The 15,844-nt window shown below is 37.6% G+C and carries 14 protein-coding genes; 3 read left to right on the top strand and 11 right to left on the bottom strand.

All coding sequences use genetic code 11. The features are described 5' to 3' along the window. Positions 1-8: 8 nt before the first annotated feature. The 4 genes from purC to IGK86_RS06535 all read right to left on the bottom strand — a co-directional run bounded on the left by purC (position 9) and on the right by IGK86_RS06535 (position 3,518). Positions 9-722: a phosphoribosylaminoimidazolesuccinocarboxamide synthase gene (purC, locus tag IGK86_RS06550; RefSeq protein WP_002357270.1), complete on the bottom strand. Its 714-nt coding sequence runs from the start codon at positions 720-722 to the stop codon at positions 9-11. Between the two features lie 151 nt (positions 723-873). Beyond that, positions 874-1,998, bottom strand: a complete 1,125-nt coding sequence (gene purK / locus IGK86_RS06545; protein WP_016616892.1) for a 5-(carboxyamino)imidazole ribonucleotide synthase — start codon at positions 1,996-1,998, stop codon at positions 874-876. Continuing rightward, complete coding sequence (purE, locus tag IGK86_RS06540; protein WP_016616893.1) at positions 1,991-2,479, bottom strand: 5-(carboxyamino)imidazole ribonucleotide mutase; 489 nt, start codon at positions 2,477-2,479, stop codon at positions 1,991-1,993. The genes purK and purE overlap by 8 nt, the downstream gene beginning before the upstream one ends. Before the next feature lie 172 nt (positions 2,480-2,651). After that, positions 2,652-3,518 carry an SPFH domain-containing protein gene (locus IGK86_RS06535; RefSeq protein WP_002357267.1) on the bottom strand — a complete coding sequence of 289 codons (867 nt, stop codon included), beginning with the start codon at positions 3,516-3,518 and terminating at the stop codon, positions 2,652-2,654. A 149-nt stretch (positions 3,519-3,667) separates the two neighbouring features. Here IGK86_RS06535 and IGK86_RS06530 point away from each other — a divergent pair, with 149 nt between their 5' ends. Further along, positions 3,668-4,543, top strand: coding sequence for an NAD(P)H-hydrate dehydratase (locus IGK86_RS06530; RefSeq protein WP_016616894.1), 876 nt, complete (start codon positions 3,668-3,670; stop codon positions 4,541-4,543). 97 nt (positions 4,544-4,640) lie between these two features. On the opposite strand, the gene IGK86_RS06525 is transcribed toward IGK86_RS06530, so the two are convergent. From IGK86_RS06525 to IGK86_RS06510, 4 genes are all read right to left on the bottom strand, one after another. Beyond that, positions 4,641-6,281 (bottom strand): peptide ABC transporter substrate-binding protein, encoded by a 1,641-nt coding sequence (locus tag IGK86_RS06525; RefSeq protein ID WP_033627809.1) that lies wholly within the window; start codon positions 6,279-6,281, stop codon positions 4,641-4,643. Positions 6,282-6,342: 61 nt separating this feature from the next. Continuing rightward, positions 6,343-6,663, bottom strand: a complete 321-nt coding sequence (locus IGK86_RS06520) for a cupin domain-containing protein (protein WP_002365769.1) — start codon at positions 6,661-6,663, stop codon at positions 6,343-6,345. A 133-nt stretch (positions 6,664-6,796) separates the two neighbouring features. Beyond that, positions 6,797-7,816 (bottom strand): branched-chain amino acid aminotransferase, encoded by a 1,020-nt coding sequence (locus tag IGK86_RS06515; protein ID WP_002366823.1) that lies wholly within the window; start codon positions 7,814-7,816, stop codon positions 6,797-6,799. 190 nt (positions 7,817-8,006) lie between these two features. Then, positions 8,007-8,459, bottom strand: coding sequence for a DUF2188 domain-containing protein (locus tag IGK86_RS06510; protein ID WP_002369264.1), 453 nt, complete (start codon positions 8,457-8,459; stop codon positions 8,007-8,009). A gap of 199 nt (positions 8,460-8,658) precedes the next feature. Between IGK86_RS06510 and IGK86_RS06505 the strand changes: the two genes are divergently transcribed. Next, the gene (locus IGK86_RS06505; protein ID WP_010707488.1) at positions 8,659-8,829 is read left to right on the top strand and encodes a hypothetical protein; all 171 of its coding nucleotides are present in this window, start codon (positions 8,659-8,661) and stop codon (positions 8,827-8,829) included. A 184-nt stretch (positions 8,830-9,013) separates the two neighbouring features. After that, positions 9,014-9,625, top strand: coding sequence for a lipoprotein (locus IGK86_RS06500; RefSeq protein WP_002382413.1), 612 nt, complete (start codon positions 9,014-9,016; stop codon positions 9,623-9,625). 46 nt (positions 9,626-9,671) lie between these two features. On the opposite strand, the gene IGK86_RS06495 is transcribed toward IGK86_RS06500, so the two are convergent. From IGK86_RS06495 to IGK86_RS06485, 3 genes are all read right to left on the bottom strand, one after another. Next, the gene (locus tag IGK86_RS06495) at positions 9,672-10,316 is read right to left on the bottom strand and encodes a DUF998 domain-containing protein (protein WP_438742189.1); all 645 of its coding nucleotides are present in this window, start codon (positions 10,314-10,316) and stop codon (positions 9,672-9,674) included. Positions 10,317-10,436: 120 nt separating this feature from the next. Then, positions 10,437-11,591: an AI-2E family transporter gene (locus tag IGK86_RS06490; RefSeq protein WP_002386882.1), complete on the bottom strand. Its 1,155-nt coding sequence runs from the start codon at positions 11,589-11,591 to the stop codon at positions 10,437-10,439. Between the two features lie 240 nt (positions 11,592-11,831). Continuing rightward, complete coding sequence (locus tag IGK86_RS06485) at positions 11,832-15,806, bottom strand: endo-alpha-N-acetylgalactosaminidase family protein (protein ID WP_010713325.1); 3,975 nt, start codon at positions 15,804-15,806, stop codon at positions 11,832-11,834. Between the last annotated feature and the right edge of the window lie 38 nt (positions 15,807-15,844).

The raw sequence follows: 15,844 nt of genomic DNA, 5'->3' as shown, positions 1-15,844 counted from the left end.
CTTCCTCCTCAATTAGCTGTTAGTAAACGTTGTAAAACTTCTTCATATACAGGAACTATTTCTCCTAATTCACGGCGATAAACATCTTTATCCAGATGTTCGTTTGTGTTTAAATCCCATAAACGACAGGTGTCTGGAGAAATTTCATCTGCCAGTAACAATTGATTGGCCTTCGTCCGACCAATCTCGATTTTAAAATCGATCAAACAAATATTGAGGCGTTGAAAGAGTTGACTAAGCGCCTGATTAATTTGTAAAGCCAATGCTTTAATCTCCACAATTTCAGCAGGAGTGGCTACTTTTAGAAATTGAATATGGTCTTCGTTAATAAAAGGATCATCCAGACGATCTTCTTTGTAATAAAATTCAATAATAGGCGTCACTAATTTAGTGCCCTCTTCAATCGCTAAACGCTTTGAAAAACTTCCTGCCGCATAATTACGTACGACAACTTCCAAAGGAATCATTTCTACGGCCTGAATTAATTGTTCGTGTTCAGATACTTTTTTGATAAAATGATTGGGAATCTTCTGTTGCTGTAAATGTTCAAAAATTAGACTAGTGATTTGATTATTTAAAGCGCCTTTCCCAAGAACTTTGTCTTTTTTTTGACCGTTTAAAGCTGTTGCTTGATCAAGATATTCCACAAAAAGAACCGCTGCATTTTCTGTTTGATACAACTTCTTCGCTTTTCCTGTATACACAAGTGCTTTCTTTTCCATTCTTTCCCTCTTCTCGTTAGCTTCATGAACCCTATTCTTTCTAAGCCAGCCGATTTACACCAGACAAAGACTTACATTAGTTACAAAAAAACAATAATCGTTCGTGTTTATCGAATGTAAAAATAAAAAACTTGCTTGGAGCAAGCATTTATTAAGTTACATTCCAAATACCAACAGTCTCAATTTCCTTTAACGTTTCTGATATACAAGGTGTTGTAATGGTGACGTGGCCCATTTTTCTGCCTACTTTTGATTCGGCTTTTCCATAGTAATGGACTTGCCAAGTGGGTTTTGACGTGCATAATTGGTAGCTTTTTTCTAAGTGTTCGCCTAAGAGATTCACCATAACCACTGGTTGAAGTAACTGGGGTAACCCAATGCCCCAATTGCTAATCCCTCGAATATGCGCATCAAATTGACTAAATGAGCAAGCTTCAATAGAGTAATGACCTGAGTTATGAGGCCGTGGCGCTAATTCATTGACGTACAACTCTTCTGAATCCGTTAAAAACATTTCGATAGCTAAAACCCCAGATAAATTTAATTCCTCAGCAATGTGTTGCGCCAATTCCGCTGCTTTTTGTTGCACATTCTCAGAAATTCGAGCTGGCACAATTGATTCATGCAAGATATTCTTTCGATGAATGTTTTCAGATACAGGAAAGCTTTGGTAACCATGCTTATTCCCTGCAACGATGATTGAAAGTTCTTTAGTGAAAGGCACCCACTTTTCTAATTCACAAGTGGCGTTAGCTAATAATTTAGTCGCTTGGGAGAAATCCTCTTCGCATTTTAAGACGACTTGTCCTTTTCCATCGTATCCACCTTGAATAGTTTTTAAGACACATGGAAAACCAATCTTTTCTATTGCTTGTGGCAGCTCTTTCTGGCTTTTTACTTCCGCAAAAGGGGCAATCTTACAGCCAATCGATTGAAGAAACGTTTTTTCAAGCAATCGATTTTGAGTAATTTTTAACAATTCTGTTCCTTGTGGCAACTTTTCTAGTGGAATGGCCTTTTCTAGGGAGGCCACTTCAATATTTTCAAATTCATAGGTGATCACATCGCTTAATTCTGCTAGTTCAGTTAAAGCAGATATCTGATCAAAGGCTGCCACAATTTGACGGTCAGCTACTTGACCAGCTGGACTATTGATCGTTGGGTCCAACACAATCATTTGGAAACCCATTTTTTTACCACTCATGACTAGCATTCGCCCTAACTGTCCCCCACCTATAATGCCAATAGTTGCTCCTACTTTTAAAGGTTTATTCAAGTTGTTCCCCACTTTCCATAACCGCTTTTTCCAATGATTGTCGTCTTGCTTGGATTCTTTCTGCTAACTGTAAATCATCAATACTTAGTATTTCTGCAGCTAATAACCCAGCGTTGGTAGCACCTGCTGTGCCAATCGCAGTTGTTGCTACAGGAACTCCCCCTGGCATCTGCACAATAGACAACAGTGAATCAATACCGTTTAATGTTCGTGTTTTAACTGGAACACCAATGACAGGTAAGGTTGTCTTTGCAGCTACCATCCCTGGTAAATGGGCCGCTCCACCAGCGCCAGCGATAATAACCTTCAATCCTTTTGTTCGTGATTCCTCTGCAAAACGAAACATCAAATCAGGGGTCCTATGTGCTGATATCACTCGTTTTTCATAAGGAATTTCCAACTCTTCCAACACAAGACAAGCAGCTTTCATCGTTGCCCAGTCTGAGGTACTTCCCATAATCACAGCGACTAATGGTTTCATGAATGTAATAACTCCTTCCGCCTTTTTTCACTGTTATTCTAACAATGAGAAAAAGAGATGTCAAAGAAAAACCGAAATATTATAGATTAAAATTATATAATGTTCGTGTTTATCAAAAAAAGAGCCATCGGAAAGATGACTCTTTTTTGCTATTTTTAGCGTTGCTTCCTCTTTAAGAAGAAACGTCGCCTGTATTAATAACTGGTTGTGTGCCCTTATCAGTAATGATTGAGACTAGTAAATTATTAATAAGTTGTACTTTTCGTTCATCGGTAAAATTAATTTCTTGCCCTTCTTCAATCTGTTCTAAGGCCATTTGTGTCATGCTTACCGCACCTTCAACAATTGTTTGTCGAGCCGCTAAGATTGCTTTTGCTTGCTGTCTTTGCAACATGGAGCTAGCTATTTCAGTTGCATAAGCTAAATGATTCAACCGTGTTTCGATAACCTCTACACCAGCCACTGCTAAGCGTTCTTGCAATTCTTTGGTTAACTCCTCGGAAATTTGTTCGGTATTTCCTCGCAGAGTTACATCATTATCTGAAAAAGTGTCATAAGGATATTGTGTTGCTACATGCCGGATTGCCGTTTCGCTTTGAATTTCCACAAAGTCTTGATAATAATCGACATTAAATAACGCCTTAGCTGTATCGACTACCCGAAAAACGATGACCGCAGAGATTTCGATTGGATTCCCGTCAGAGTCATTGACTTTTAATAGAGAACTATTGAAATTTCGTACTTTCAAAGAAATGTTCATTTTTTGCGTAAATGGAATGGTAATAAACAACCCATTTTCTTTAATCGTACCTAAGTAACGACCAAAAAATAAAATAGCTTTCGCCTGGTTGGGACTAACAATAGTTAAGGAACTTAAAAATAAAATAGCCCCAACTAACAAAATAATACCTAAAACAACAAGAACACCATTAGTATGACTCGCTCCATAAATAAATAAACCAATTCCCGCAATTAAAATAACTAATAAGCTCGCAATTCCTACGTAGCCACTCATATAAAATGTTTTTTTCTCTTCCATCTATTTCACTCTCCTAACTCATTTATCTGGTCCTTATTATACACCTCATTGCCTTCAATAGAGTAACTTTTAACATTAAATAAACTGATTTTTTCGGTGCTCTTGTAGTATACTGAGAACAAAGAAATCCCAAGAAAAGGAGTGATAGAATGCGCTATTTAAGCAAGGACATTTTAGAGGAAGTCATCACTCAACGCCCCTCCGACTCTTATAAAAGCAATTTTGGGCGTGTCGTATTAATCGGAGGAAACCGTCAATACGGCGGAGCCATCATCATGAGTACCGAAGCGTGTATCAATAGTGGCGCTGGTCTCACCACTGTGATTACTGATGTTAAAAATCACGGGCCTTTACATGCAAGATGCCCAGAAGCGATGGTCGTGGGCTTTGAAGAAACAGTCCTTCTGACGGACGTCGTAGAGCAAGCGGAGGTTATTTTAATTGGTCCAGGTTTAGGCTTAGATGCTACTGCACAACAAATATTAAAGATGGTACTCGCCCAACATCAAAAACAACAATGGTTAATTATCGATGGCTCAGCGATTACCCTGTTTAGCCAAGGCAATTTTTCCCTTACCTATCCTGAAAAAGTTGTTTTCACACCTCATCAAATGGAATGGCAACGTTTGAGTCACTTACCTATTGAGCAACAAACACTGGCAAATAACCAGCGCCAACAAGCAAAATTAGGCAGTACGATTGTTTTAAAAAGTCATCGCACAACAATTTTCCACGCAGGAGAACCTTTTCAAAATACAGGCGGCAACCCTGGGATGGCTACTGGCGGAACTGGGGATACCTTGGCTGGCATCATTGCTGGTTTTTTAGCTCAGTTTAAGCCGACAATTGAAACCGTTGCTGGCGCCGTCTACTTACACAGTCTCATTGGTGATGATTTGGCCAAAACTGACTATGTTGTTTTACCTACGAAGATTAGTCAAGCCTTGCCGACATATATGAAAAAATATGCCCAGCCCCACACTGCACCTGATTCTGAACTATTAGAACAGAAGCGTTCGAGATAAAACCCGAAAAGGCTAAATGGTGACAAATTTTGGGTTAAAAAGCAGGATTTAAGCCTGGGCCGAAAATCAAAAGCGATTTTCAGCCCAGGCTCTCTTTTTATTTTTCCTTATAAACATTTTTTAACGTTAATGGAGCGCCAAAGGTATGAAAATTCAAGCCTTTGACTTTATCATTTTGCAGGACTGTTTGTTCATTTTGGCTAAGTGGAATCATGCCAGCAGTCGTTTCAATCACTTCTTTTTCAGCTGCAATCAGTGTCGCCCATCTTTTTTCTGGCTCTAAGGCATAGGTTGTGGCTGCTTCATCTAATAATTTGTCATAGACAGGGTTCTGATAATTGCGATCATTGCCCTTGTATAAAGTCATCAGGGTAGAAATAGGATCTTGATAGTCTGGTGTCCAGTAAATTAAGAATAAATCATAGTCGCTTTCTCGCCCAAAATTCAATGCAGCTTCCGTTGGCAATGCGGTTAGCTCTATTGTCAAACCAGGAAACAGTTCTTGTAGCGAGCCTTGCAAACTTTCACCAATTTTTTTGTAAGAACCATCATCTGTTACCATCAATTCAACGTTAACCTTTTCTCCTAATTCTGCTTGTGCTTTTTTCCAATAACTTTGCGCTTTTTCTTTGTTATAAACCATTAAATTACCTGCTTCTTGACGAAAATCGAGACCCGTTGTGGGATTCACCACAAAGCCTTCCGTAATCGCACCATGTAGCGCTTTAGAACCATCTGCAATAATATTATTGACTAGATTTTCTTTATCTATGCCTAAAGCCAACGCTTTACGCAGGTTTTCGTTTGCAAGCGGCGTTGCTTGCCCTTTCCGTTTTTGATTTAAGCGCAAATAGTTCATTGTCGCTGTTGGATACGAATGATACAACGTATTATTTTTATTCTGTTGCGCCAGTTCACCACTTAGTGTAGCCACATCTAATTGTCCATCTTCAAAAAGATTCAATGCAGTAGATGTTTCTTTGATAACCGTATAATTGATAATGTCTGAGCGCACGTTCTGGTGATCCCAATAGCGATTATTTTTTGCTAGTTGCCAGTCCATCTTTGTTTGCTGCCAATCTTTTACCACGAACGGACCATTATAGACGACTTTATCACTAGCAGTTCCATAGTCCGCACCAAATTGTTCGACTACTTTTTGATTTTGCGGGAAAAATGTAGGAAAAGCTAACAAGGACGTAAAGTAGGGTTTTGGCTCTTTGAGCGTCACTTTTAATGTATAATCATCCACAGCTGTGACACCTAGTTCATTGGGTGCTAATTTCCCCGCTGAGATTTCTGCACCATTTTGAATTGTTTCAACGATGAGGAAGCTATAAACAAAGCCGTTTTTAGGATCAATCATTTTTTTCCAAGCATATTCAAAATCATGCGCTGTGACAGGATCATCGTTACTCCAAACCGCTTCTTTTCTTAAAGAAATCGTGTAGGTTTTTCCATCTTCTGAAATCGTCGGCAATGCTTTTGCTACAGCTGGTACCAATTGGTCTTGTTCATCTAAACTATATAACCCTTCAAACGCTGCAGTTTGGACAATAGCATCTGGAAAATCCAATAATACAGAGGTGTTGAGCGTTGTTAATTCTGAAGGTGACATCAGTTGAACGGCTTCTTTGGTATTTTTCTGTTTCTTTTTATTTTCATTTTTATTGGTACACCCAGCTAAAAATCCTACCAATAAAATACAAACCATTATGATTTTTAAATACTTTTTCATCTTCTTTCTCCTATAACTCTTCATTTTTTATGCTTTTACTTACAGAAAGACAGCTCCCCTTTTATTTTGTCCTTTCCACAAGCATCCAGACAACGACCGCTGGCTCCAACCCATCATTATAATTAATGTGCCCCTCACCAGCTTCAATTAATTGGGCTTGTCCAGCTTTTCCAACTAAGTCTTGACCATCTTCTAAAATCGTATGTGCTTCGCCAGAAATCACATAAGAATATTCATCCTGTTCATGGCGAGCATATCCAGCTAAAGGCCGTTTTTCACCAGGTTGTAATGTAATAATGCCCATTTGAACTTGTGCATTTGGTTGGTTTTCTTTATCAAAAAAAATCGTCATTTCTTCTGATTCTGCTGATTTAATAAGCAATAGCTTTCCCTCCTTTTTTAAATCTTGTATCTTCCATTATTCCTTTAAATAGAATCAAAGTCAATATTTTTATAGAAAATTCTGAATATTCTACACAAAAAAAGAGAGCATGAATTCTCTCTTTTTTGTCTCTTTAAACTTTTACAATCCAGCCTTCTGGCGCTTCTTTGTCACCAAACTGTATGCCAACCAGTTCATCATATAGTTGCTTAGTCACTGGTCCAACTTCCGTTTCACTATAAAACACATGGAAATCTGTGCCATTTTGAATCCCACCGATAGGAGAAATAATCGCCGCTGTGCCACAAGCACCTGCTTCGGAGAAGTCCGCTAATCGATCAATGTAAACGTCTCCTTCAAGCGCCGTCATCCCTAAACGTTCTTTTGCTAGCGTCAATAATGAATATTTAGTAATACTTGGCAAAATAGACGCTGATTTCGGCGTAATAAAAGTACCATCTTTGGTTATGCCAAAGAAATTAGCTGCACCAACTTCTTCAATTTTCGTATGCGTATACGGATCTAAATAAATGCAATCACTAAATTCTTTCTCATGTGCTTCTGCACCTGGTAAAAGACTAGCTGCATAATTGCCCCCCACCTTAGCGGCCCCAGTTCCTCGACCCGCTGCTCGATCATAGTCAGAAACGATAAAGTTGGTTGGTGCTAAACCATTTTTAAAATACGAACCAACTGGCACGCAAAAAATAGAAAAAATGTATTCTTTGGCAGGTGCTACACCAATATTATCGCCGACACCAATCATATAAGGGCGAAGATACAACGTACCGCCCGTTCCATATGGCGGTAAATAAGCAAGGTTGGCTTTCACCACTTCTTGACATGCAGAAACAAAGGTTTCTACTGGTACTTGTGGCATCAGTAGACGCGCACAACTTTTTTGTAGCCGTTTGGCATTTTCATCTGGACGAAACAAATTGACAGAACCATCTGCACATTGATACGCTTTTAATCCTTCAAAACATTGTTGGCCATAATGTAGAGCAGGCGAACCTTCACTAATCGTTAACTGATTGTTATCTGTTAGCGTGCCTTCTTCCCACTTGCCATCTCGCCAATAACTAATATAACGAAAGGGCGTTTTAATGTAAGAAAATCCTAAATTATTCCAATCAAGATTGGCTTTTTCCATTGTCGTAGCACCTCAATTATTTTGATTTTTTATCTTAATTAGTGTAATTGTACCCACCAAAAACTAGAAAAGCAAGCCTTATTCTCATTCTTAACTTTTGTTATTTTTTCTTACTTGTCCATTTCTCCCTCGCAAAAAAAACTTGATAGCCGTTTCTTGAATTGCAACGGAATATCAAGGTTTCGAAAAATTATTCAGTATACTCTTTGGTTTCTTGTAACGTACCATCTTGCTTATAGATTTTCAGCTTTGTTTGCTTATTCCGAGCAATTTCTTGGGCTCGTTCAATCGCCTCTTGTTTGTGGGTAAATGTATTACTTGCTTTTTCAGCGCTGTCTGAAATCACCAACCATTGGCCGTCTTTATATTTAACGTTGACAGCCGCCGTTAATAATTTTCCCGCATGTTTATCCTGTTTATGCGAATCTTGTTTCGTAGGATTTGCTTCTTGTTCAAATGCCTTTTTGTCTGCTGCACTTGCCTCTTGATACCATTTCTCCGCTTGACTAATCGCAATTGGAATGGCACGATCATCAGGGTAGCCATCCGCAAGCAACGCATTGCCAATATCTATCGCTTTTTTCCGAATCAAAGGTGCTAAATTTTTCATTGATGTAGGATAATCATTCATATTCCAAGGCATCAAAATCTCCTCCTTAAATTCTGTCTATTACTAGCTTACTACAGAAAAGGAACATTTGAAAAAGAAATGAATCAAAAACTTATTTTTTTTAAGGTTAACTAAAAATATTTGTTTGCAATGTAAAAAAATGCTATCTTTATTTATGGAAACTTAAGCAGAAGTAAAAATTTATAAATACAACAAAAGGAGTTGCTAATTTATGGCTAATGTAAAATATATTGGAAATGATACAAAAAAATCTGAAAAAGGGAAAATCCACGTAAGAAATGGCAATTATACAGCTTGTGGAGCTCGAATCGATGACAATCCTGAAGACTGGGAAAATACAACCCAATATGTTACTTGTGAAAAAAGAGGCTGCAAAAAATAAAAACTATTAATAAAAAAAGAAGCTAAAAACCATCAAATTCTAAAAGAATGCTTAAGTTTCCAATTTATACTACTGACTATATAACAATAAATTGTTAAAAATATAAATACATTTTAAAGTGGATTCCCCTTCCAAACTTCTCAATCTTTGAGTGTATGATTACTCATTTCCCTTTGAATCAGTTATGATAAAGGAAGAAATAAATAAATTTTTTGGAGGGATTTTCATGAAAATGTCTAAAGTACTCACCACTGTTTTGACGGCAACTGCTGCTCTTGTGCTGCTTAGTGCTTGTTCATCTGATAAAAAAACAGATAGTAGTTCTAGTAGCAAAGAAACAGCTAATTCAAGTACAGAAGTAGTCTCTGGTGCTTCAATTAGTGCCAAACCTGAAGAACTCGAAATGGCGTTAAGTGATAAAGGAAATTGGATTGTCGCAGCTACTGACAATGTCACTTTTGATAAAGAGGTAACAGTTGCTGGTACTTTCCATGATAAGGGGAAAGATTCCAACGATGTCTATCGTAAATTAGCGCTTTATTCTCAAGATGATAATAAAAAAGTAACTGCTGAATATGAAATCACTGTTCCTAAACTAATCGTTTCTTCTGAAAATTTCAACATCGTTCACGGGACTGTCAAAGGTGATATTGAGGTGAAAGCAAATGGCTTTACTTTAAATGGTACCAAAGTTAATGGCAATATTACTTTTGATAAACAAGAATACAAAGATTCTGCTGACTTAGAAAAAGATGGCGCCACTGTTACTGGTGAAGTCACCGTAGCCAATAATTAAGTTCTTACCAGACAATTTTAACTAGTAAAAAACCAATGACAAATGTTCAATCAAATTTGTCATTGGTTTTAGTTTGTAAACACAGTGCCAGCATTGGTAGATAATTACAAAATGAACTCACTCTTTGCCATAAGCCTAAATAATTAAATGGTTTTACCTGTTGTAGCTGTGGAATCCTTGCTAAGCCATATAAGCCGGCTGCAAGTATACATAAAATAAACAAAAAGCCAAAAAGTTTTTTATTTTTTTGCGAACCGTCTTTACTATAGATAATGGTTAAGACGCCTGATAACAACAAAAAGCCTGTATAACCGACTGCTGATCCTCCGTTATGAAACGCGGTAGCAACTGTGTCAGCGCTTGAAGTGTCTACGCTGAAGAGCCCACTGAAAATACAATCAAATAAACCATAAGCGCCAATCATTGCCACTACTAACCAAGCACCTTTTTTCGTTTTTCTGGAAAAAATAGCATATATCCTAGGTAAACTTGCTAACATCAACATTCCCGCAATGATAGTTAAATGATTAAAGGTTTCCCTAACTGGACTATTCACATCACCTAATAAGCTAATTACTTCTGTCAATTGATTGTAACCTTGATCTTTGAATCCGACATAATAAGGTGTAAAAAAATCAAGTAAGACCCCTAAAACTAAAAAATAGCCGCCATATTTTTTTAAAAACTGCATTTATTCACCTCAATTTTGATTTTCTATTTACTTCAAGTATAGCATATCAAAAATTCCAAATAATGAAACTTTCTTTCTCACTAAAAAACTTTTCGTCAACGCGAGACGAAAAGTTTTACTTTAGGATTCAATAGAATCTACAATCTTATCATTTTCTTTTGATTCATTTAGCCACTCCGAGACAATAATTTTAATGATTGCAGCAACAGGAACTGCTAAAAACATCCCTAAGACGCCGAAGTACGCTCCCCCAATCGTGATTGAAACAATAATTAAAATCGGATTGACATTTAGGGCATCTCCCATAATTCGAGGACCAATAATATTACCGTCAATTTGTTGTAAAATTAATAAAACTAGTAACACCGTAATGGCTTGAGTAACACCACCTGTGAAAAGCGTAATCACACCAGCAACAATTGACGCAAAAATCGAACCAAAATAAGGAATCATATTACAAATACCTAATAAAATCCCCAAAGTCACAGCAAATTTCACATTCAAAATACTTAACAAAATCGTTGATGAAACGCCAATTATACAAGCATCAAGAAATTGGCAACTGATAAATTTATAGAAAATTTTATTCGTTGTATTTAACCAGGTTTGTGTTTGCTTGTACACTTTTTCAGACAGCAATTTGTGGGCGGCCTTTTCAACAAATGTCAAAATAGATTGCTTAAATACCAGCGCATATATTGAGATAATCAACGTTAAAAATGCATTTAAAAAGAATGAGGAAACATTTTTAGTCAACGTTCCTAATGAAAATAACGCTTGTGTCCATTGATTTAAAAAACGTTCCGGCGACAAATCTTTAAGGACACTATTTAAATATTTTTCAATCGCGGCTGTTTTTAAAATCCCTTTATCTTCTAAACTCATCACAAACTGAACCATGTGATCATAAAAAGTGGGTAAAGAGTTTGCTAAATCTACTAAATTACTAATGAGTAGCGGAACGATATAGTTTAATGTCAAGACAAAAATAAACAAAATAATCAGGTACAAAAGGAGTACACTCAAGCCGTGTTTCGCTTTTTTAACGACTGGTAAAGGAACTCTTTCTAGTAATCCCTCGATTTTTTTCTGACTTCCACTCAATAAATAAGCAATCACGAACCCAGTAATGAATGGGGATAAGATGCCTAACAAACCCGAAACACTATGGACAAAGTGCTGATAATTCGTGATTAATAAATAGCCAACAATCAGCGCCATTACAAATAAAAAGCGGACAACCCAGTAATTCCAATCAACATTGTATTTCTTCAATCACTTCACCTCTAAATAAATTATGCCTATCATTGTAATTGTAAACGATTTGTGGCAAAAGGCAAGTTTGTCCATTCGTTCTTGATGAAATACACAAAGAAGCCAAACACTTTAAAAAATGTGTCTGTTTATTCTGCAGTATAAAAATGAGGCACTAGGCCTTTCTTCTTTTCATAAAAGAAGCAATTTGGGCTACAAGTACGTTTAACTTGTAGCCCAAGTTGCTTAGATAGACTAAATTTATTTTTTCGATTCCACTGTGACCGTAAAGTTATCCATAATGAAATCTTTATCGGCACCTGTTGTAAAAATACCAAACGTAGTGTTTCCTGAAGCATCCCCAATTATTTCTGCTTCATAATGCTTGGTTTGACCATCTGCTGCTGTCGAAGTCAACTCACCGACTGGCTTAAAGTCATTGTTATTTTTCAACTCCCCATTAATGGTCCCAGCAGTAAAGACATTTTCACCATCAGTTTGATAATCAAATTGGACCGTATATTTCTTGTTCGGTTCAAATTTAATATTTTGCGGAATTGTTTGAAGCATCAAACCTGCTCCTTGTTTATGGGCTTTCAAGGACCAGTTGCCTTCTAATACATCTGAAACAAGGTTTCCATTCCAACCATATTGTGTGTAAGGTTCATTTCTTTCTGATAAATGAATCCGTGGATCTTCTACACCACCAGCTGAGCCTTTAACAAACGGATATAACCCAACTGCTTGTGTGTCTTCAAAATCTTGCTTAATAACTGTTTGTTTGTCTGGGTTCATGATATCCGTTTGACGCTCAACAATTCGTAAATCATCAAATTTTGTAACGGAATTGCCTTTATCAACCGCTAACGTCACCGAGCCTTTTTTGGCATTATCTGGGATTTCAAAATCAATTCGCATATTTTGCATATACTGCGGATTTTTCCTGCTTGTATGGTTAATATCTGCCTGAATATAGTTTTGGGCAACCGAATTATTCACTGTCCGCGTATATTTTTTACCACCAATTTTAACAGTTACTGTGGCTTTGCGATCATGTGTTTCTGTGTTTAGATACAAACTATATTTTCCTGATTTAGGAAGATTGATGTCTTGTTTGATTTCGGTTCTTTCTTTTTCTGAACTAAAGACATAATCACCGTTAGCATCTTTTTTAACCTCTCCATCACCTCGGAAAACTTTCCAGTTATTTTTCAAGGTATTGGCTTCATTAAATCCAGGATCTTTAAATGGTGTTCCTGTTCCAAATGTCATCGGTTCAATACTGTCAGGTTCAGCAATGACATACGGTGTATTAGCCTCGGCTTGGATGGTCACTTGGTTATTTGTAGTGGCAATTGTGCCTTTGTCAATACGCCCTTGATCTGTTAATTCATATAAATGTAAATTCGTTTTTCCTTGCATTTTCTTATCCAATGACCAAGTGCTGGTACCGCCTTTTGGATTCCAGTGATATAGTTTGTCTTGACCATTGACATTCCAAGGCAGTAGATACGCATCACCTTTTAGAACTTCTGTCTCATTTAACGTAATGCTTCTTGGCGAATTAGCATCTGCTTGAGTAACGGTCACTTTTTCAGCACCGTTCGCTAATTTAATCGTGCCATAGATTTGACCATCTTCTGCTGTTGTAGTTTCCCAGTTCGTAATTTGGTAATGCTGTAAGAACTTAGTTGGGACATTAATGGCAAAAGTTTTTTGGCGGTAGGTATTAAAATTGGTTTTACCCACCCAACCTTCATAGGCTTCAAATTCAGCTCCACCTAACAAAGGGTTGTCGGAAATAATCCAAGTGTCTTTTTGGTGATTCCGAATAAAACGAACGATTGTACTGTTAAAGCCTTTCGTTGTTGTACCGCCGTAATCTTTTTCTGCAGACCAATGGTTCCAAACCGAGTCATACTCTAAAGCATTCGGAAATTCATTGGTTGTAAACCAACCGAGTGAATTAATTTCTTTACTTAGTTGACGACTTGCCCAACCTGATTCGCCTTGGTTGCCCCAAACATCAACATAAATATAATCTAGATTCGGTGCTTTTTGTTTTAATTCTTTAAAGCGCTCATAGCGACGACCACTCAATGCATCGGGTCTTTGTTTAATAAAATAAGACGGATCTAACCAATCCCAGCCACGCTTCGTTGGATCAACTAATTCCTCATTAAATCCTTTTGCTTCTGGGTAAGACTCGGTGTCATTAATATGCACACCGAAAACGGCATTTAATTTATGGCCTTCATCAATTAATTGATTCAACGCTTGTTCCCCACCAGGTCGCTGACCAATAGCACCGTAATCTGGATGCGCAGAATCATGTCCTTCATTTTGATACCCTTTTAGTAAATTCATTTGTCCTAATCCATCTGTTAAATTGTAAATACGTTTTGATTCGTCTAACGTCACTAAGAATGGATTTGTCGCCTGACTAGCAAAGTTAAAAGGAATCCGTTGGTTGACTAATTCAGGGACTTTTTCCGCGCCCATTGGGTTATTCATAATTGAACGGAACCCAATTGCCGCATCTTGCCAATCCACCCGATTGTCGTCGTTGCTATCTTTTGAGAATTTAACTTTCACTTCTGGCGTTTCTCCAGTTGTGTAATCTTCCGGTGCATCAAATGGTCGATAGGTCCATGCCCCACTTGACAAGGTTGTTACAAAACCAGTCGCCGCTTCTTTTGTTTGTTTATGGATTCGATTGTTGTCACTACCATCGACAGAGCCGTCTCCATAGGCGTTCGTCCAAAAACTTGCAGCATAATTCGCTGTATTTAAGAAACCATACATATATTTTTTCGTTTCTTCTTGGCTTGTTGTAGTTAAATCTTGGATAGTATCACCATTTTTATTTCCGTTATTTGCATTTGTCCCAGTATTCATCACAACGCCAGCAAAAGTCGCCCCTTCATCTGTACTATTGACAGAAATCAAGCCTTGATTTGGAATTGAAATTGTGTGTATTTTAGTTCCTTCTTCACGAATATCTGAGAGTTTCATAGCTAATTCTTGGCCTTCGGAAACAGTCAATGTCGTTGTGAAACGCAAACCAATTTCTGGGACAGCTACATTATAAACGGCTTGATTTGCTTCACTCTTTTGTTTTTCAGCAGTTGCTTTATATGCTTTGCCATCAATCATTACTTGGTCAATTTTCTCGTGTTGGCCATTAAAAATCACTTGATTACTCTGAGGGTCTTCGTAGCGAATAATTCGTGGAAATTGTGGATCAACCACGGCTGTTAAATCTGCGGAAGAGATTTTGTCGCCTTTTTCAGCTTCATTGTCTTTAGCAACAACAATGCTGGCTTTTGCTTTGATGTTTGTATTTTCCAAAGTACCGTCGACTTCAAAAGTTCCTGGTTCTTTGTATGCATCAGGATCGATTTCATCCCAACTGACTGCTTCATTGGCTTCTTTACCAGTATTATAGGTCACTTTTACTTGTTTCGGTAATTTTGGTGCGACACCAATTTTTGTAAAAACTTTGACTGGCGCAATTTGTGTCACTTCTGGCACAATTTCTGGAATGCTATCTACGGGGCCATTTTTAAAATAGTCATAATTGACAATTTTTTTGTCGTACCACAAACGGACACCCACATGTCCGGCTTCTGTTGGAATTTTGTCTCCGTTGGCCAAAACAGGTTCTCCTTCGTAAATCAACGTGGTGTTAAGCCAGATAGTAATTTTTTCACCAACATAACGTACTTTCAACAAATAATTCGTATCTTCATTTAACGTTGGCCCAGAAATCGAATCATTCCACGAATTAGGGCTTTCAACTAACCATTTGCCATTCGCGTTGTAGCCTACAAAAACCCAGCTATCTTTGGTATTACCACGAATAATCACACCCGTTCGACCGCTTCCAGCAGTGTATTTAAACTTTGTTTCTACTTCACCATCAGCTAATTTAGGGGAATCTAAATTTAAAGATACGGCATTATTACCTGCTGCTGCATCTCGTGAAATCGCCAATGACTCTCCTGCTAATTCTCGATTTGTTTTACCAATCACATCTTGCCACTCACCAATTTTCCCTCCTGGAAAATCAGATTGCCACAATTTTTCTTCTGTTGCGGCAGGTTCCACCATTGATGAGCTTGTTTCAGTGCTGCTGTTTGTTGTTTCTTCTGCAGACGTACTTAATGGTACTAAAATCGTTGCGCTTGCCAATAGTGTCAATGTACTAAATCGTTTTATTTTTCCATGTTTCATCTGATAAATCAGCCCCCTAACATTTTTTGAACACGCTT

It is taken from the genome of Enterococcus sp. DIV1206, from assembly GCF_051712485.1.
GTDB lineage: Bacteria > Bacillota > Bacilli > Lactobacillales > Enterococcaceae > Enterococcus > Enterococcus faecalis.
Note: the sequence above shows the minus strand (reverse complement) of the source record. Positions and strands in the feature narration are given on the sequence as shown.